Genomic DNA, 18,417 nt, shown 5'->3' with positions numbered 1-18,417 from the left:
TGTCATGCTTTGCAGCGGCCCGTCAACACAAATTTCAGCTCCTCCCAGACAATGTTATGCCTCGCCCACCAAAGGGAGGCCGCCTGCATCTCCAAAGGCTGCGGGCGGAGGTTGTTTCAGGCAGGGCAAGCACGAAGCCCTTACTGCCCTGATGTAAGAGGTCTAATAAAAAAGGCAGGATGCCTGTTCAGCACCCTGCCTTTCTTCTCAGCCGGAGAAACACGGAGTTTTCCGGGTTGGCCTGCGCTTAGGCCATGCTTTTCCGGCCTTCAACCAGGTTGTCCACCACCGAGGGATCAGCCAGGGTGGAGGTGTCGCCGAAGTTGTCAAAGTCATCCGCAGCGATCTTACGCAGAATACGGCGCATGATCTTGCCAGAGCGGGTTTTGGGCAAGCCTGGTGCCCACATGATCACCTCTGGGGTGGCAATCGGCCCGATCTCCTTGCGCACATGATTGCTCAACTCTTTCTTCAGCGCGTCAGACTCTGTTGCCGAAGCCTTCAGGGTGACGTAAGCAAAGATGCTCTGCCCCTTGATCGCGTGCGGCATTCCCACCACCGCTGCCTCAGCGACGGAAGGATGGGAAACCAGCGCGGACTCGATCTCAGCTGTGCCCAACCGGTGGCCAGAGACGTTTATTACATCGTCCAGACGGCCCATGACCCAGAAGCAGCCGTCTGCGTCCTTGCGTGCGCCGTCTTCCGGGTCGTAGATGCCAGCATAGCGGCTGAAATAGGCCTTCTTGAAGCGGGCTGGATCACCGAACACGCCGCGCAGCATTCCTGGCCACGGCTTGCGGATGACCAGATGGCCACCCTCGTTCGGGCCTGCCTCGTTGCCCTGCTCGTCATAGATGGCTGCGTCAATGCCGGGCAGCGGATAAGTGGCCGAGCCTGGCTTGAGGGTGGTAGCGTAGGGCAGCGGGGAAATCATGATGCCGCCGGTCTCGGTCTGCCACCAGGTATCGACAATGGGCAACTTTTCCTTGCCGATGTTGACATAATACCACATCCATGCTTCCGGGTTGATCGGCTCGCCGACCGAACCCAGCACGCGCAGGCTGGACAGATCCCAACGTTTGATCGGCTCCTCGCCATCGCGCATCAGGGAGCGAATAACAGTCGGTGCAGTGTAGAAAATGTTAACCCGGAACTTCTCGACGATCTTCCAGAAGCGGTCTGGCCCCGGCCAAGAGGGTACGCCCTCAAACATGATTGAGGTTGCGCCCAAACCGAGCGGCCCGTAGAGGATGTAGGAATGCCCCGTGACCCAGCCAATATCAGCGGTGCACCAATAGACATCGTTGTCCTTAATGTCAAAGACCCACTGGGTGGTGTGCATGGCGTAGGTCAGATAGCCGCCCGTGGTGTGGACAACACCTTTGGGTTTGCCGGTCGAGCCAGAGGTGTAAAGGATGAAGAGGGTATCCTCAGCATCCATTGATTCTGGCACACAGTTGCTGGAGATGTCGGCTGCGCCTACTTCCTCGTGCCACCAGCAGTCGCGGCCTGCTTTCATCTCAACCGCATTGCCTGCCCGACGCACCACGATGCAGCTCTCCACTGAAGGACAAGTAGCCAGAGCAGTATCAGCGTTGGGCTTGAGCGGAATAGTCTTGCCGGCACGGAGTACGGCATCAGAGGTGATTAACACCTTGGCTTGACAGTCCTCAATCCGGCTTTGCAGGGCAATAGCCGAGAAGCCAGCGAAAACTACCGAGTGAATCGCCCCGATACGCGCGCAGGCCAGTAAGGAAATCGCCAACTCCGGGATCATCGGCAAATAAATGGAAACCCGGTCGCCCTTCTTCACGCCCTTTTTCTTCAGGACATTGGCAAAGCGGCAGACCTCGGTGTGCAGCATTTGGTAGGTGTAAACTTTGACATCGTCCTCTGGCTCACCCTGCCAGATGATCGCGGCCTTGTTACGGCGGCCATCGGTCAGATGGCGGTCAAGGCAGTTGGCAGAGATGTTCAACTTCCCGCCCTCAAACCACTTGACCTCTGGCTTGTGGAAATCACAGTTCATCACCTTGTCCCACTTCTTGTCCCAGGTGACAAGCTGCTCGGCCCGCTCGGCCCAGAAACCTTCAGGGTCGTCCATCGAGCGTTTGTAAATCGCCTGGTACTCCTCAAAGGATTTGACGTGGGCTTGCTCGCGTCCTGCGGCAGGCGGGGGGAATGACGCGCCTTCTTTCAGCAAACTCTCAATCTTGTCTTCGGTGCCAGCCATGAATTCCTCCTGAAATGGTTCGGTTGATGCGTAGATAGTGCCCCGCCCTAATCGGCAGGCTGTCGCCTATAAATAGAATGGATGAAAATAATCAAATCTCCTTGCCCTTGTCAAGCAGAACCGTCCTGCGGCGGCAAAATAAAGGGAACTTTGTGGCAGCAAGGGCGCGATTTCAGCTGGGCGAAGACCATGCTTTGCCCAGCTGAAAAGGCTGCTTCTAAAAATTGCCGCCCATCGCAAAGTCCCACTGGGCATCTTCGTCGCCTTTCTGGGAATCGAGGTTGTAGCCCCAAACCAAGCGCAGCGGCCCGACTGGCGATAACCAGTTCAAGCCCAGGCCAGTAGATTTCTTCATCGTGCCGAAATCCCAGCTGTCATCCTCGGCATAAACGTTACCAAAGTCAGTGAACACTAAGCCACGCAAGCCTGCATCACTCACCAGCGGGAAATACAGTTCCAGGTTGGCGAACCACATCTTGTCGCCGCCGAACTTCTCGTCGTTGATGGGATTGATGGGGCTGATAGAGGAAGATTTGAAGCCACGGATAGAACTCATGCCGCCGAGGTAGAAGTTATCATAGACCGGCAGTTTGCCATCTTCGTTCTCAAAGGCCTTACCTGCGGCGAGTCTGCTGCGTACCACTGTCGAAAGGGGCAGGGGATAATACCAATCCGTGGAACCTTCCAACTTCGTGTATTCAGCCTCGCCGCCAAACATACCGCCCGCATACTGAACGCTGACGCTATTGCGGGAACCGGAGTTGGTGTTGAACAGCTTGTCGCGGGTGTCGCGTACCAGCGAGAGCTTGACGGCGCTCGTGATGTTAATCTTGGCCGACTCCAGGATGTAATCAGAGGCATCTTCGGCAATATCCTCCAGGGTGGTGTCAGTCCAGCTGTAGCCGTAGTAAATCCGCCACTCCTCAACCAGGTGATGACCAAGCCGCAGGCCAGCACCTTTTGCAGATTTGGTGTAATCAGTGTACTCGCGTTCCCAGTTAAAGACATCAAGACCAGCCGAGACCCGCGAGTCGAAAACCCGGGGATCCGTGTAGGAAAGGTTGTACTTGCTGCTGACAGCACTCATGTTCGCGGCAAAGGACAGTCGGGTACCCAGGCCGAGGAAGTTGTCCTCGGAGATTTCGCCCATGAACATCAGTTTATCTGAGGAAGAATAGCCTGCGCCAATGCTGAACTGGCCAGTGGCCCGCTCTTTCACCGCTACCAAGAGGTCCATCTGATCTTCCTCCAAGGTTGGCTGCGGGGTAACGGTAACATCCTCGAAAAAGCCGAGCCGTTGCAGCTTTTTGACCGAATCGCGCACCGCCTTAGAGTTGTAGGTCCCGCCTTCCTGCACTTCCAGGTCGCGGCGAATAACATTGTCACGGGTGCGGGTATTGCCCTTTACTTCAACGCGGTTGAACTTAACCAGCTCACCTTGAGTCACCTTCAGGGTGATATCTACCGTCTGCGTGCTGTCTGATTTCTTCATATCAGGATCAACCTCAGCAAAGGCATAGCCCTGCTCGGCATAGACATCCGTCAGCTTAAGGATATCCTCCTGCATGATCTTCTTGCTGAAAAACTCTTCCTTACGAATAGCCATCATCTCCAGCAGCTCTTCCTTGCTTTTGAGCAGCTCGCCCTGCACATCAATCACGCCAACTTTGTAGCGGGTACCTTCCTCAATGGTAAAGGTGACGAGGATATTCTCGCCTTCCTCCTTGACTTCTGGCTCGCTGACTTTGGCATCAATGTAACCATGATCGGCATAGAAAGCAGCAATCCGGTCTGCGTCCTGTTTGAGCATGTCCATCTTCAGGGTGCCAGAGCCAAAGAGCCAGGGCAACTTGTACCATCTCCAGGTACCGGTCTGGATTTCTTTCTTCAGCTCGCTTTCATCAAAGGCCTTGTTACCAATGAAGTGGATCTCGGTGATGGCCATCTTGCTGCCCTCGTTGATCTCAAAGACCACCTCGGTGCTTTTCGGATCCGGCTGATTGACCTTGAAACTCGCTTTGGCTGCCGAATAGTTCTTGCTGCGATACAGCTCGTTAATCTTTTTGACGGCCTCATTCAGCATGGCCGGATTGAGAATCGTGTTGGCTTTGATGTCTGCCGCGTCGCGCACGTCCTCTTCATCCAGTTCCTTGATGCCGATAAACGAGACCTTGCTGATCAGCGGCTTTTCTTGCACCTGGAACACCACGTTCTTGCCTTTGGGGGAGTCAGCCACTTCAATGGCCACGTTGTCAAAATAGCCCATTTTGAAGATGGCCTTCAGATCATTGCGCAGGCTGTCTGGGCTATAGATGTCGCCAGCCTTGGTCGAGATCTTATTGAGAATGGCCCCTGCGTCGATCCGCTCATTCCCTGCGGGCGCAACTGAGGCAATGATGAGTTCTTTATTGGTGCGACCGAGCACGTCAGCCAGCAGCCCTTCCAGGACTAAGGGCAACTCCGCAACCGATGCGCCTTCCTTGAAAGCACTCTGTGATTTGCCTGGTTCCAGTAGATCAAGAATCTGCATATCCACAGAAATCCGTCTGCCAAGCACCGTCAGGCTGCCAACAGCCGCATAGTCCATACCGCTCTTTTCCAAAGTCTTGCTCAGATCAGCCGCAGGCGGCGGCCAGGCTCCTTGGTAGTTAATCAAGCGCTCGGCCTCAATGCGGGGCAGCAGGGTGAAATTCTTACTGGCCAAGGCAGCCTGCAAGGCCGTGTCTGCCTGCTGCGCCAGCGCGCTGCTGTCCTCCGCATTGATCTTTAAGGGCAGAAACACCGTATTCTGTTTGGCGGCCAAGGCCCAATCTGCCGTTAAACAGCAGGCGAAGAGCAGGGTAAAGAGGAAGAGGGCAGCCGCTAGCGGCGGTTGCCTGCGCGTGCAGCGGGTTGAGCAATTCATGGCAAAATCCTGTTGGTTGCTGGTTGTCTAAAAAGCTGCGGAAACACGTGCTGTCATTATGCCATGCAGACATAATTTTGCAAAGAAATATGGCCTCTGTTCTGCACCGTAGGCCAGTTGGCCGGAAAAATAGACCTCTTGCAGGAATCAACAAACAGGTTGCAGCGGAGAGCGAACCGGCTTCTTTTATTGCGGTATTTTTCGCATCACCCTGAGTTCCTGCTCTTTTCTTACTCGCTGGCAAAGCAGTTTGGCTTGGCAAGAGAGGAGTTTTGCCGACTAACAAAGGAGTTCTACTCGGCAGAAAAGGAGTCTGGCCGAGTAGCAAAGGAGTTTTGCCAAGCCGCAAAGGAATCTTGCCGAGTAGCAAAGGAGTTTTGCCGACTGGAAAAGGAGTTTAAGTCGGCAAAACTCCTTTGCGGCTTAACAGGAAAGCAGTTTGGCCAAGCCGAACTCCTCTGCTGCCGACTACAACTCCTTTCTGGCCGAGCCAAACTCCTTGGCAAACGAGCAGGACTCTCCCTTGCTTCCAGGCTCCGCTCAGGTTTTCTCGCCTGCCTCGCTGGTTATCTGGGGCGTTGGCAAGGGCAAATGGCAGCTATCCAGCAGTTGCGCGACCCGATGTTGGAGGATGCTGGCCAGCTCCTGCTTGTCTTTGGCCTTAAAGTCTTTAATCGCCAAAGGTGCACCGATGCGCAGCACCACTTCGCCGCCGCGCGCCAGCCATTTATCCTTGGGCAGGGCTTGATAGGTGCCATTAAAGCCAACTGGCACCACTTCCACCCCAGCCTTGATCGCCAGCATCACCGCGCCGGTCTTGAACGGCTGGAGCCGTCCGTCTGGGCTGCGGGTGCCTTCTGGAAACAGGATGACCGAGCTGCCTTCGGCAATGCGCTGGGCCGCATCATTGAGGCTTTGCACTGCGCCTCTGCCGTGTGAACGGTCAATCGAGATGAAATCCACAGCCCTCATGCCTGCGCCGAAAATAGGAATGGTGAATAACTCTTTTTTCGCGATCCAGCGAAAATCATGGGTGATGTAGCCGGAAAAGGTCGTGATATCTGCGATGCTGCAATGGTTGCCGACAAAGATATACGGTTTGGCCGGATCAAGCAGCTCGCCGCCTTCAATCCGCACCCGGATATTGGCAATCTGACAGAAGCTCCGGCCCAAAGCGCGGGGAAACTGCTGGGCCTTGAGCTTTGACCGGCGGAGCCAGCGCACATCCACAATGGCGGCGAGGAAAAGAACAGCACCCAGGAGCGGCAGGCTAATGCAGGCCAGCAGGCCACGCAGAAATTGCAGCGGAGAAGTAAAGGCAGAAAAGGCAGACATGGTGGACAAAGCGTGCGGTTAGAGGGAATCGCCATCATCGGCAGGGTCGTCATCATCCGGTAGCGCGGCTAACTCCTCTGTTTCCAAGAGCGCTGGCCACGGCGTAGCAGAATCAGCATGGATGCTGTTGAGCAGTTCGTCAGGATGGCGGAGGAAATCACTCTCCAGGTCATTGCCGATAAACTCTTCCCGGAAGCGGGTGATCAGATTGAGATGCGCCCAACGGGTCAGGTAGTAGATGACCAGCCCCGGCAGTCGAGTGTAGATATTCTCCTCTGGGGCTGGATCGATAAAACTGGATTCTTGCAGCTTCTTGGTCGAAAGAACCTGCGGCAGATAGACATTTCTGAGAAACATGTACTCTGGCGGCAGCCGCGCGGTGATGCCAAACCAGCTGAGAAAGCCTGCCACCCGCTCTAAAACAAACTTGCCAGCCATCACCAGCGAATAGGGCACGTAAATCTCGCGTGGGGTCTTCACCTCCAGATAGGCCCTGATGGTCAGAATCAGGTCATCCAGCTCCACGGGTTCTTCATCAGCGAAATGATAGATTTGGCCGGAGAACTCCTCCCGATGCAAGAGGACATGATGAACAAAGGCGGGAATCTTGGTCGCATTGGTATAAGAATGCTTGATTCCTCTCTTGGTGAAAAGGAAAGGCATTGACTCATCCGCAATGGCGAAGAGCAGCCGATGAAAGCCCTGAATCTTATGGTCGTGTTCGCCATAGACAATGGAGACCCGGATGATGGTGCAGTCCAAATCGTGCTCCTTCATCATGTGTTGCAAGGTCTTCTCAGCCATCAACTTGGACTTGGCGTAGTTCGTCAGGTTGGCCGTCAAGGGCAGCTGATCTTCCTCAGCCAAGTTCTCCCCGTGCGGCAAGACCGCAGCCGAGCTGAAATGAATATAGGGAATCTTCAGCGCAGAGCAGGCTCGCGCCAGATTGATGCTGCCAAGATAGTTGACCTCAAAGGCAAGTTGGGCATCGGAATCCAGTGAGGCCATCGAGGCATTGATGATAAAATCTGGCCGCACCCGCTTCAGATAAACGATGATGTCCTGGGCATTGCGGATGGACAGCTTCTTCGAGCTGGGGGCGCGGATGTCAAACTCGTCCGGCGTTTTGGTTTTAAAGTAATAGGCAAGCGTACCGCCGATCAGGCCAGAGCCACCGATCAGCACGCCAAGACAACGATTTTTTTTCTGGAGCACCTGATCCATTGTTCCTCAGATGAAAACTGCGGTATCGTAGTTCTTCTTATTTTCTTTAGCATGTTTGCCCGCAAAAAGCATCCTTTTTCCAGGCAAACCCCGGCCCTGTTCATTGACGGCCTGTGGCTGATCGGCTATGCTGCGCAGAATGCCATTTTTGCAGGAGCACTGGAATATCATAGCAGATATCTGAGATGCGATCCCTCCAGTTTAGCAGAAGGGTACCCTTGAGAACGGCGGATGTAGGGGCGGCCCCCTGTGGCCGCCCTTTGTTGCAGGATGGCGAAACAGGGCAGGCACGGGGGCCTGCCCCTACAACACAAACAACGCAGGTGCGCAGGCGATGACGAATGAAGAGCTGCTGAAGAAGATAGAGAAGGCGAAGGCAAGCGGGGCGATTATGCTTGATCTTCGTAGTAACAGATTAACCACCCTGCCGCCGGAACTATTCCAACTTACCAGCCTGACGAAGCTTTACCTCAGCAATAACCAGCTCGCCGCCCTGCCGCCGGAGCTGTTCCAGATGAAGAATCTGACCGGTCTCGACCTTGGAGGGCTTAAACTCACCACTCTGCCGCCAGAAATCTGCCAGCTAACGAATCTGACAACGCTTGACCTCAGGGGCAACCAGCTCACCGCCCTGCCGCCGGAGCTGTTCCACCTCACGAAGCTGACGGAGCTTTCCCTCAGCGGCAACCAGATCACCACCCTGCCGCAGGAAATCGGCCAGCTCACGAGGCTGACGGAGCTTTCCCTCAGCGGCAACCAGCTCACAGCCCTGCCGACGGAAATCTGCCACCTCACTAACCTGACGGGGCTTTACCTCAGCGGTAACCAGCTCACAGCCCTGCCGACGGAAATCTGCCACCTCAAGAGGCTGACGATGCTTTTCCTCGGCGACAACCAGATCACCACCCTGCCGCAGGAAATCGGCCAGCTCACGAGGCTGACGGGACTTGCCCTGAACGATAACCCCCTTGTCTCCCCGCCGTTGGAGATCGCCCGCCAGGGCCTTTGGGCAATAAGGGAGTATTTCGCCTCCCTCAAACCAGAAGACCATCCCCTCAACCAAGTAAAAATCCTCCTCGTCGGTGACGGCGCGGCAGGCAAGACCTCGTTAGTCAAGCAGCTCCTCGGCGAGGAGTTTGACAAAGACGAAGACACCACGCACGGCATCAATATCCGGGGCTGGGATGTGGAGGCCAATCAGCAGAAGATCAGGGTTAATCTCTGGGACTTTGGCGGCCAAGAGGTTATGCACGCCACACACCAATTTTTCCTGTCCAAGCGCAGTCTGTATCTGCTGGTGCTTGATACCCGCAAGGATGAGCGGGCAGAATACTGGCTGCGGCACATCGAGAGCTTTGGCGGGGATTCACCAGTATTGATTGTTCTCAATAAATACGATACCAACCCCTCCTTTGACCTCAACCGGCATTTCCTGCTGGGCAAGTATCCGGTCATCAAAGGCTTTCACCGCACTTCATGTGCTACTGGCCAAGGCATAGACCGCTTCCGCGAGGCACTGCTGGATGCGCTGGCCAAAGTCGAGATGATTGGTATCCGCTGGCCCAAGAGCTGGTTTGCAGTTAAGCAGCAACTGGAGCAGATGCCCAAGCCCTACATCAGCTGTGACGAGTACGGTACTTTTTGCGCAGAGGCAGGCATAGCCGAAGACCAGGCCCGCGAGGTGCTGGTTGACTTCCTCCATGATCTGGGCATAGCTGTCCATTTCAAAGACTTTGAGCTGAAGCATACCCATGTGCTTGATCCCAAATGGGTCACAGCAGCAGTTTATAAGATCATCAATGCCGAGCTGGTAGCAGCAAGGGGAGGCATCTTGCATATCAACAGCCTGACCGAGATTCTACGCAAGCAGGACAAGGAGAAGTACGACTTCCCTGCTGAAATGCACCGTTATATTCTCGATCTAATGAAGCAGTTCGAGCTGTGCTACGACCTTGACAGCCAGCGCGTGCTCATCCCACAACTGCTGCCAGTACAAGAGCCAGAGTTCACCTATGACGACAGCCATGCACTCCGCTTCGCCTTCCTTTATGAGGACTTTCTACCCACCTCCATCCTGCCCCGTTTCATTGTCAAGCGGCATAAGGAGATCAAGGCCAGTCTTTGCTGGCGCACCGGCGTGGTCTTGCAGGACAAGGACAGCGGCTCGGTAGCTATGGTCAAGGCAGATTACGAGAAGCGGCGCATTGATATCTGGGTGAATGGCTCGCGCCGCAAGGAGTATCTGCACTTCCTTTGGTACTCACTGCGGGAGATCAACGCCAGCTTTGAGAAGCTCCGCTTCCGGGAGCGCGTGCCCATGCCGGATGACCCGGAACGCACAGCGGATTATGAGACCCTGCTCAAGCACGCCAAGCGGGGCAACGATATTTATTATGCCGAAGGTTCAGACAAGGAATACAGCGTCAAGGAGCTGCTGGGCTTGGTGCAGCCGAAGGATAGCGATGAGCTGCAAAAAAGCATTGAGAAGATCCACCCACAGAGTGCAGAAAAGGAGTCTATCGTAGATATCATAACCAGCGTTATTGATGTGAAGATATTTCCCCCATCCATTGACCTCAACCTGAACAACCTCTTCAAAAGGCTTCGTGACTGGGAGAAGCAGAAGCGGAAGCAGTCGGCTACCTGAGCGCAGGCGATGCCAAATGCAGCAGGGTACCCATCTACAAATCTAGTAGGTACCCATCAGGCATTCTAGTGGGTACCCATCAGAGTGTCTAGTGGGTACCCACTAGAGTGCCTAGTAGTCACCCACCAGTTTTTTCCCTGCTCCACCTTGAACCATTCTTGCCGCCCATGCGCCTCTACCAATCCAACCGGCTTGAGAACCTGCTGGCTGCGCTCTGCGCTGTCCTTGCTGAACCAACTAGCAGTGTCCTGGCTCCTGAGATCATCGTGGTGCAGAATCCAGGCATGGCGCGTTGGCTCTCGCAGCAGATCGCCTTGCGTACAGGCATCTGTGCCAATATCTCCTTTCCTCTGCCTGCCTCCTTTGTCTGGAGCCTCTTCGCCAAAACCCTTGGTGGCCTACCTGACCTGAGTGAGTTCAGCCGCGAGGTGCTGCTCTGGCGGATCCTGGCCGAGCTAGATAGTCTGCTAGACTTACCCTCGATGGAGGAAATCCGTACCTACCTGCACGATGACCGCGATGGTCGCCGCCGCTTCCAGCTGGCAGAGAAGATCACGGATCTCTTTGACCAGTATCTGGTGTATCGCCCAGACATGGCCCTAGCCTGGGAGAAAGGCCAGGAGCAGCACTGGCAGGCTCAACTCTGGCGGCGACTGACTGAGGGCGGTGGTAAGCACCGGGCCGAGGTGCTGGAGCGTTTCCTCCTGGCTGCCAAGCAGGGCACGCTACGCACTGAAGGGCTACCAGAACGGGTCTGCGTCTTTGGCATCAATTCCTTAGCACCGGTGTATCTGGAGGTAATCAGTCGCATCAGTCGGCATATTGATATCCGCATCTTTCACTTCAGTCCCTGCCGTCAAGCCTGGGATGATATCATGCCAGAACGCCTAATCGCCCTGCGGCGACAGAGCTGGCGCAGACGCGGCTCGACCGATCTCAGTCGTTATTACAGCTCTGGCAATCCGTTGCTGGCCTCACTGGGCAGCTTAGGCCGGGAGTTCTTCAAGTTGCTGATGGAGACACATCCCATTGCTGAGGAGCAAGACCTGTATGAGATACCTTCGCAGGACACACTGCTTGGTCAGATACAGGGCGACATCCTTGACCTGCGTGACCGAGGCAAGGGTGAGCTACTGCTCCTCCATCTGACTGATCACTCCATCCGCTTTCATTGCTGCCATAGTCCGATGCGGGAGATCCAAGTTCTGCATGACCGCCTGCTTGATCTCTTTGCTGCTGATCCGCAGCTGCAACCCGCAGACATCTTAGTGATGGCCCCAGACATCAGTCGCTATGCCCCAGCAGTGGCGGGTGTGTTCGGTTCAGCAGGCAGTACGCTGCGCATCCCTTGGTCAATAGCTGATCAGCCACGCCGGGAAGAGCAGCCTGTCTTGGATGGCTTTCTCGGTATCCTGGGTTTACTCAGTAGCCGCTGCACCACTCCCGAAGTGATGGCGGTCTTGGAGAACCCGGTCATTCTCACCTGCTTCAGCCTGAGTGAGCAGAACGTGCCGCTCCTGCGCAGGATGATCACCGCCGCAGGTATTCGTTTGGGCCTGGAGCAACGCAGTGGCCATGACGTGCTCTATACCTGGGAGGCAGGTATCAACAGGCTGTTGCTCGGCTGCCTGACCGGGCCACTGGCTGCACCCTGGCAAGGCATTATGCCGATCAGCGGCAGCATGAGTGAGGACGAGGAATGGCTGGGTAATCTGGCCGAGTTCCTGCGTCAACTCCAGCGACTAAGACGGCAAGTAGCCCGACCCTTATCGCCAGCAAATTGGGCCACCTTCCTCCTACGGCTGGTTACTACCTTTCTTGACAACGGCACCAGCAGTCAGCACGAGGAAGGTGTCCTGCTCCTCAGACAAAGCATTGCTGACTTTGCTGAGAATTGCCGTCAGGCTGGTTTTGGGCAACCTCTCAGTCTGGCCATTGTCCGGCGGCACTTCCAACAGATCCTAGCTGCCCCAGCAGGTGGCCAAGCGTTTCTCGCTGGCAGAGTTACCTTCTGTAATATGGTACCCATGCGTTCGGTGCCCTTTAAGGTGATCTGGTTACTGGGTATGAACGATGGCGACTTCCCGCGTTCCCAACACCCACCTGCTTTTGATCTGATGGCTGAACACCGCCGTCCTGGTGATCGTAGCCGCCGTGATGATGACCGGTATCTCTTCTTAGAAGCCCTGCTCTCGGCCCGGACTCATCTTGCCATTTCCTGGGTTGGGCGTGATCTGCGTGACAATAAACCGCGTCCACCTTCAGTGACTGTTGCTGAACTGCGCGACTACATCAACCGAGGCTGGCGCACCGAGGATAACACTGCCGCAGCTGCACAGCTAACTGTTGAGCACCCTTTGCAACCGTTTAGTCGCCAGTGCTTTACTGGCAATGCAGCTGTTGCCTCGTATCGAACAGAATGGCTACCTGCTGCTCCAGAACACTCCCTGACCTTTACCAGCCAGCCTCTACCCCAGCCAGAGCAGTTCTTACGGCAGATTGATCTCCATCAGCTTGTCCGCTTCTGGAAGCATCCTGTTCGCTTCTTTCTCGAACAACGGCTCGGCTTGCGCCCCACCTTGAGCGAGAACCTGCTGCCACATCTACCAGAAAGCGAGACCTTTGTCTTAGAGCAGCTCCAGCACTATCAGTTGGCTGCGCAAATGATCCATGAACTCCGCAACGGCAGAATAGAGTGCACCACCCTTTTCCACCAGCACCTGGCAGCTGGCGAACTCCCAGGAAGTTGTTTCGGCCATCTTCTGCATCAAAAGATACATACTGAGACCACCCAACTGATCAACACCGTAGAACCGCTGCTTGCGCAGCCAGTAGAACCAGCAGAGGTCAGCCTGACCATTGATGGCATAAGGCTGACTGGCCAGCTTACCTCGCTCTGTCGCTGCGGCAGAGTGACGTTCCGACCTGCGCGCCTCAAAGCCAATGATCTACTCCAACTTTGGATACATCATCTGGCCCTGCTTATGCTTCAGCCAGCTGGTGTAGAGCCACGGTCTGTTCATGCAGCTAAGGATGAGACCATCAGCTTTCAAGAGGTTGCTGATCCACAGGACAAGCTGGCCAGACTGATTCATCTGTTTCATCAGGGTATCTGTACACCGCTGCGCTTTTACCCGGAAACGAGCTGGGCTTGGCTAGAAAAGGCACACTCCCGGCCTGCCGCAATGGAAGCAGCCCGGAAGGCGTGGCTGTCGAGCTATTATAAAGGCGAGGGCGATGATCCGGCCTATGAAATAGGTTTGCGCGGTCATGCGCCGTTGGATCAACAGTTTGAGGAACTAGCAGAAATACTGCGGGCCGCGTTAGAACATCGGGAGAAGAAACGGCGATAACTTCTTCCGAGTATGAGTGATTTGCAATGACCAGATGTTCGTCAGGTAGGAAAAAGGATACTCGATGCGCAGTTGCCGCGTACTTATTGCCCAGACAAAATAACGCTCGATCCGAGACCAAAGTACGCTCGATGATTTGTTACGGCTATACTCGATGTTTTTATCAGGGTATGAGCGATGTTTTTTTAGGAGACGGGAATATGGCTATAGGATGAGTAGTTCTTGAGCAGGAATGAAAGAAGCGGCAGTAGCCTATTTGTTGTAGGGCTACTGCCGCTTCTGTGTACTGCGCAGCTGTCTGTTACGTTATTTGTTACCCAGGTCAACTGTTGACTGGGCCAGCAGAACCTTTGTGCGTTCAGGGTTGGTCTGTTTCCGCGAGCTGGCATGAATCTCGCCATCAAGGGCAGCACCAGACTCTACCGTGAGATTCTCCGACTTAAGGATGCCGTTGATGGAAGAGGTGGCATGAGCAGTCACAATATCAGCCGTAATGTTTCCCTCCACTCTCCCATGACAAATCAAGGTGGCAACATCTATGTTACCGTGCACCTTAGCTGTCTCGCTGAGTATGAGATACTCACCGTTGATGTTCCCTTCAATCGTACCGTCAAAGCGGGCCTTGCCTTTGAAGGAGATTTCACCTTTAATGACCACTTCTTTGGCCAATACACTTTCAATAGGGTCTTTATCGCTTTTCACAATCTTTCTCTCTGGCACAGGCTGTGATGGCGCAGCTGCTGGCTCTGGTTTAACCTTCTCTTCTTTACTAAACAAGCCCATTGTTGCAATCTCCTCTTTTACTTGTCACTGGGAACTGTAAATGAAAGATCGGCGACCGAAAGGTATTTTTCTGGGTCAACCGCTTTTCCCTGATAATGCACTTCATAATGCAGATGTGGGCCTGTTGAACGACCGCTGTTGCCCATCAAGCCCACGACATCGCCCCGGTTCAGCGTGTCTCCCTTCTTGACTAAGACCTTGCTCAGGTGGCCGAACAAGGTTGCATAGCCGCCGCCGTGTCGGACGATAACATAGTTGCCATAGCCACCTGAATCCCAGCCAGATTCCTTGACCACACCGTCCGCAGTTGTAGTAACATTGTCACCAATGCTTCCTTTGAAGTCAATGCCTGCATGAAAGGCGAGCTGATTGTTGAACGGGTCAAGACGACTACCGAAACTACTGGTCATTCGGCCTCGCATTGGCAGACCAAGGGGCATCTGCTGGATGGCTTTGAGGTAACGATCACTCCGTTCTAAAAGCTGCTCGCTGTATTTGCCATTAATAGCTGGACCTGCTAAGAAGGGGCCGCCACTGCCGCTGACTGGCTGCTTTCTTCCAACTTTGATCTCAATCCCGATCCGGCTCATCACGGTTTCAATCATCCGGCTGCGCTCGTCAAGTTTACCTGCGGTCTTCTCCAGCAGCTTCTGCTTACCCTGCCGCATCTGTTCCAGCTCGGCAACGAGAGAGGATATTCTGATTGAGCCTGCTTGAGTCGCTGCTGCCAGCTCCTCCTCATAACGACAAATGAGCCGTTCCTTTTCTGCATTAAATTGCTGCTCAGTTACTTCTTGTTCTTCTTCCAGACTATTGATGCGAGCCTGAGCAGCAGCAGCTTGCTCCTGCCATTGCTTCTCTCGTTGTGCCAGCTCAGTGTCCAATTGCTCGGTATAGTCAGCATGGACAGACTCGAGTTCGCGCGCCTGGTTAACGGTCTTGATTGCGAGTTCGTTCTTTTCCTGAAGGCAATACAGAGCAAACCACGTACCTACTGGTAAGAGGAGCAAGAGAAGAAGCAGGCCGCTCATGCACAGAGCGAGCCAGTCGCGTTCCACAACAAAGGACAGAGCGTTGCCAGTTTCGCCGGTGATAACCAGATGCAGCTGTTCAGGAATGGAGGAATACTTGTCAAACATAGTGAGCTGTCTGCTTGAGGAAAGAGTATCTGCGCAAGAAGCGGCAAGATGTTTTTTCTGCTGCTACAAGGTAGCATAGCAGAAAAGCAGGAAGGGAAGAATGAGAAACATTCCTGCTCAGAAAAATAGCCGCTGCTACAGCTCAAGCACCCATTCGGGTATGCGATGCAGGATGTACTCTGTTACCTGCTCCCGACCTTTATCGCCCTTAACTGGCTTGACCTCCCTCACCACTTCATCAAAGTCAAACCAACACAGCTCTCGGTCATCTTTGGCATAGACCATGAAGATACGGCGATCTGGGTCTTCGACATCCTCCTCTTCCTGAATCGCCCCAACCAAGGCGGCAGCCTGCTCAAATGGCAGGAAACGAATCTCCTCGCTGCTCATGCTCTCTCCTTTGTGTACGCAATAAAAAAAGGGCCGGAAGATTCCTCTCCGCGCCCCTCTTCACTACAGCTCTGCATCTGTCACGCCGGTTTAACCACCGAGCCAGAACGGATGCAACGCGTGCAAACCCGAATGCGGACCGTGCGTCCGCTGCCGCTTACTGAGCGGACACTCTGTAAGTTGGGCAACCAACGTCTCCTGCTCTTGTTGTGAGCGTGGCTGACAATATTGCCGGTCGTCGGAGCTTTTCCGCAGATTTCACATTTATACGCCATGATATATTCTCCTTGCAAGGTTTTGCGCATGAAATTCGGACTTATTCATAACTCTCTCGCGGAAAAAATGCAAGCCCTTTCCGGTCTAGAGCGGTAAACGGTTGTCCTTTTTTTTCTTGCCGTCGTTCGCATTTTGCCGCTTGACAGTAGGGAGGATTGAGGATATTATGGGCCTCGTTTGGAGGGGCTATAGCTCAGCTGGGAGAGCGCTTGAATGGCATTCAAGAGGTCAGCGGTTCGATCCCGCTTAGCTCCACCAAAATTCCTCAGTATCCCGCCGTTGTTTCCGCTGCATTTCTCTCGCGTTTCACCTTGCTCTGTTGCTCTTTCTCTTATTTCGCAGTGTTTACTCCGCCGCCTGCTTCTTTTGGTGCGGCCATTTTCTGCGCTCTTATCGAATTATGCTCCGAACCTCCCTGAATAATCCCGGCGAATTCACCTTCACCTATGAATTAGTGCCTGGCCAGAGCTGCTGTGGCAAACGGATCGAGCAACTGCTGGACTTTGCCCGCGCTGCCAAGGCCGATGGCAGGATCAAGGCCCTGTCTGTCACTGATAATCCGGGTGGCAACTCCTCCTTGGCTCCAGCCGCGATTGGCGAAGAGCTGCTGAAACTCAAGATTGAGCCGCTGCTGCATTTCTCCCTCAAAGACAAGAACCGCAGCCAGATTGTTAGCCACATTTATCTCTATCAGCGATTGGGCTTGCGCTCCCTGTTAGTGATGGGCGGGGACTTTCCTAAGCCTGGCTATTACGGGCAAGCCAGGCCAGTCTTTGATCTCGACAGCACCCAGACCCTGCAACTCATGCAGGAGATGGCCACTGGCCTGCATCCTGGCTGTATTCTCAGTCAAAAACGGCCTTATCTCCGCCTGTTCAAAGGCTGCGTGGTTTCACCCTTTAAGGCCACTGAGGCCGAGCAGGTTTGGCAGTATGCCAATCTGCTGCGCAAGGTACGCGCCGGCGCAGATTTTATTGTCAGCCAGCTGGGCTTTGATGTGCGCAAATTTGCCGAGCTGATAACCTTGCTGCGGCGCGAACGCATCAACCTGCCGGTGCTCGCCAATGTCTTTATCCCCTCTTTAGGGACGGCCAGAGCGATGGCCGCCGGCAAAGTACCTGGCGTGCTTCTCTCTCAAGAGCTGCTCGCCCGGATGGAACAGGAGGCCGCCGCAGGCGACAACCATGCCCGCCTGGATCGGGCCGCTGCGATGATTGTGCGACTGAAGCGGTACGGCTGCCAAGGCGTGCATCTCGGCGGCAGCAACCTCCGTTTTGAGGAAGTCAGCTATGTCTTAGACCGTTATGCGCAATGGGATCAGGAAACAGAGCTGCCTGATCTGGTCTGCGATTTTCCATTACAGAAGACCTGGTATTTTTACCGTAAAGAACAAGGCTTGTCGCAGGAAACCCTGCTCAAGCCCGGCTTACGCAGGGCTGCTACCAAGTTTCCCAGCCTCAGTCATCAGCTCCTGTTCAGTCAGTCTCTGAGCAGCAGGCTTTTTGGCCGCTTCTGTCTCTTTTGTAGCCAAGGTAAACGCCGGACCACTGTCCTGATTCTGCTGGAACGGGCAATCAAACGGCTGCTGTTCAACTGCCGAATGTGTGGCGACTGCACTTTATCCCGATCTGCCTTTCTTTGTCCGCAGTCTGGCTGCCCCAAACGGTTAATCAACGGCCCTTGCGGCGGGAGCCGCCTGGGATTCTGCGAGGTGCATCCAGAGCGACTCTGTTTCTGGGTGCGAGTTTACGAGCGGCTTGACCCGCAAACCACCCTGAAAAGCCTTGCCGAGCCACCGCATCTCCCGCCCAAAGATTGGGCCTTAGAAAAAACCTCAGCCTGGATCAATTTTTTCAAGCAGCAGAGAGAACAAGAGGAGCCGCGATGAGTGCAGCTGCATCTGGTCGAGCTACCGCTGCACGCGGGCTTTGCAAGGTAGGGGCAGCCCCCTGTGCCTGCCCTTTCATGCAAGAAGAAATAGCCTGATTTCCAGGGCGGCCACAGGGGGCCGCCCTTGTATCTTGTCTGTTGTGGTGGTTAGCTGCCAGCACACGAGTCGGGGAGAGCTTGTGGCCGCCCCTAAGGTTCGAACCTTGATGCGTAGATGAAGCCCCCTGGCTCACTTTCACGCC

11 protein-coding genes and 1 tRNA gene are annotated in these 18,417 nt (G+C 54.6%); 4 read left to right on the top strand and 8 right to left on the bottom strand.

The window, feature by feature from the left end; translation table 11 throughout:
• Positions 1–247: 247 nt before the first annotated feature.
• The 4 genes from acs to ACNKIB_RS14485 form a co-directional block, all read right to left on the bottom strand.
• Positions 248–2,233: an acetate--CoA ligase gene (acs, locus tag ACNKIB_RS14500; protein ID WP_417911284.1), complete on the bottom strand. Its 1,986-nt coding sequence runs from the start codon at positions 2,231–2,233 to the stop codon at positions 248–250.
• Between the two features lie 217 nt (positions 2,234–2,450).
• A complete protein-coding gene (bamA, locus tag ACNKIB_RS14495) occupies positions 2,451–5,138 on the bottom strand; it encodes an outer membrane protein assembly factor BamA (protein ID WP_417911283.1) in 2,688 nt (895 codons plus the stop codon).
• Between the two features lie 540 nt (positions 5,139–5,678).
• Positions 5,679–6,473: a lysophospholipid acyltransferase family protein gene (locus ACNKIB_RS14490; RefSeq protein WP_417911282.1), complete on the bottom strand. Its 795-nt coding sequence runs from the start codon at positions 6,471–6,473 to the stop codon at positions 5,679–5,681.
• Between the two features lie 18 nt (positions 6,474–6,491).
• On the bottom strand, positions 6,492–7,697 hold the full coding sequence (locus tag ACNKIB_RS14485; protein WP_417911281.1) for an NAD-dependent epimerase/dehydratase family protein: 1,206 nt from the start codon (positions 7,695–7,697) through the stop codon (positions 6,492–6,494).
• Positions 7,698–8,031: 334 nt separating this feature from the next.
• Between ACNKIB_RS14485 and ACNKIB_RS14480 the strand changes: the two genes are divergently transcribed.
• Complete coding sequence (locus ACNKIB_RS14480; RefSeq protein WP_417911280.1) at positions 8,032–10,344, top strand: COR domain-containing protein; 2,313 nt, start codon at positions 8,032–8,034, stop codon at positions 10,342–10,344.
• A 167-nt stretch (positions 10,345–10,511) separates the two neighbouring features.
• Positions 10,512–13,697, top strand: a complete 3,186-nt coding sequence (gene recC, locus ACNKIB_RS14475; RefSeq protein WP_417911317.1) for an exodeoxyribonuclease V subunit gamma — start codon at positions 10,512–10,514, stop codon at positions 13,695–13,697.
• 306 nt (positions 13,698–14,003) lie between these two features.
• Here recC and ACNKIB_RS14470 read toward each other — a convergent pair whose 3' ends face one another.
• From ACNKIB_RS14470 to rpmB, 4 genes are all read right to left on the bottom strand, one after another.
• Positions 14,004–14,480, bottom strand: a complete 477-nt coding sequence (locus ACNKIB_RS14470; protein WP_417911279.1) for a bactofilin family protein — start codon at positions 14,478–14,480, stop codon at positions 14,004–14,006.
• 17 nt (positions 14,481–14,497) lie between these two features.
• Entirely contained in the window at positions 14,498–15,619 is a 1,122-nt protein-coding gene (locus ACNKIB_RS14465; protein WP_417911278.1) for a M23 family metallopeptidase, read from the bottom strand.
• A gap of 135 nt (positions 15,620–15,754) precedes the next feature.
• Positions 15,755–16,009, bottom strand: a complete 255-nt coding sequence (locus tag ACNKIB_RS14460) for a hypothetical protein (protein WP_417911277.1) — start codon at positions 16,007–16,009, stop codon at positions 15,755–15,757.
• Positions 16,010–16,089: 80 nt separating this feature from the next.
• Positions 16,090–16,284, bottom strand: coding sequence for a 50S ribosomal protein L28 (gene rpmB / locus ACNKIB_RS14455; protein ID WP_417911276.1), 195 nt, complete (start codon positions 16,282–16,284; stop codon positions 16,090–16,092).
• 183 nt (positions 16,285–16,467) lie between these two features.
• Between rpmB and ACNKIB_RS14450 the strand changes: the two genes are divergently transcribed.
• Together ACNKIB_RS14450 and ACNKIB_RS14445 are read left to right on the top strand one after the other, a co-directional pair.
• Positions 16,468–16,543, top strand: a tRNA-Ala gene (locus ACNKIB_RS14450).
• A gap of 142 nt (positions 16,544–16,685) precedes the next feature.
• The gene (locus tag ACNKIB_RS14445) at positions 16,686–18,173 is read left to right on the top strand and encodes a methylenetetrahydrofolate reductase C-terminal domain-containing protein (protein WP_417911275.1); all 1,488 of its coding nucleotides are present in this window, start codon (positions 16,686–16,688) and stop codon (positions 18,171–18,173) included.
• Positions 18,174–18,417: the final 244 nt, after the last annotated feature.

It is taken from the genome of Candidatus Electronema sp. PJ, from assembly GCF_048287395.1.
In the GTDB taxonomy this organism is placed as follows: Bacteria; Desulfobacterota; Desulfobulbia; order Desulfobulbales; family Desulfobulbaceae; genus Electronema.
The sequence above is the reverse complement of the archived record's forward strand: the minus strand, read 5'-3'. Positions and strand labels throughout refer to the sequence as shown.

Excerpts from the sequence above, each read along its gene's own strand:
- acs (WP_417911284.1), bottom strand. The coding sequence starts at position 2,233 with ATGGCTGGCACCGAAGACAAGATTGAGAGTTTGCTGAAAGAAGGCGCG.
- bamA (WP_417911283.1), bottom strand. The coding sequence starts at position 5,138 with ATGAATTGCTCAACCCGCTGCACGCGCAGGCAACCGCCGCTAGCGGCT.
- ACNKIB_RS14490 (WP_417911282.1), bottom strand. The coding sequence starts at position 6,473 with ATGTCTGCCTTTTCTGCCTTTACTTCTCCGCTGCAATTTCTGCGTGGC.
- ACNKIB_RS14485 (WP_417911281.1), bottom strand. The coding sequence starts at position 7,697 with ATGGATCAGGTGCTCCAGAAAAAAAATCGTTGTCTTGGCGTGCTGATC.
- ACNKIB_RS14480 (WP_417911280.1), top strand. The coding sequence starts at position 8,032 with ATGACGAATGAAGAGCTGCTGAAGAAGATAGAGAAGGCGAAGGCAAGC.
- recC (WP_417911317.1), top strand. The coding sequence starts at position 10,512 with ATGCGCCTCTACCAATCCAACCGGCTTGAGAACCTGCTGGCTGCGCTC.
- ACNKIB_RS14470 (WP_417911279.1), bottom strand. The coding sequence starts at position 14,480 with ATGGGCTTGTTTAGTAAAGAAGAGAAGGTTAAACCAGAGCCAGCAGCT.
- ACNKIB_RS14465 (WP_417911278.1), bottom strand. The coding sequence starts at position 15,619 with ATGTTTGACAAGTATTCCTCCATTCCTGAACAGCTGCATCTGGTTATC.
- ACNKIB_RS14460 (WP_417911277.1), bottom strand. The coding sequence starts at position 16,009 with ATGAGCAGCGAGGAGATTCGTTTCCTGCCATTTGAGCAGGCTGCCGCC.
- rpmB (WP_417911276.1), bottom strand. The coding sequence starts at position 16,284 with ATGGCGTATAAATGTGAAATCTGCGGAAAAGCTCCGACGACCGGCAAT.
- ACNKIB_RS14445 (WP_417911275.1), top strand. The coding sequence starts at position 16,686 with ATGCTCCGAACCTCCCTGAATAATCCCGGCGAATTCACCTTCACCTAT.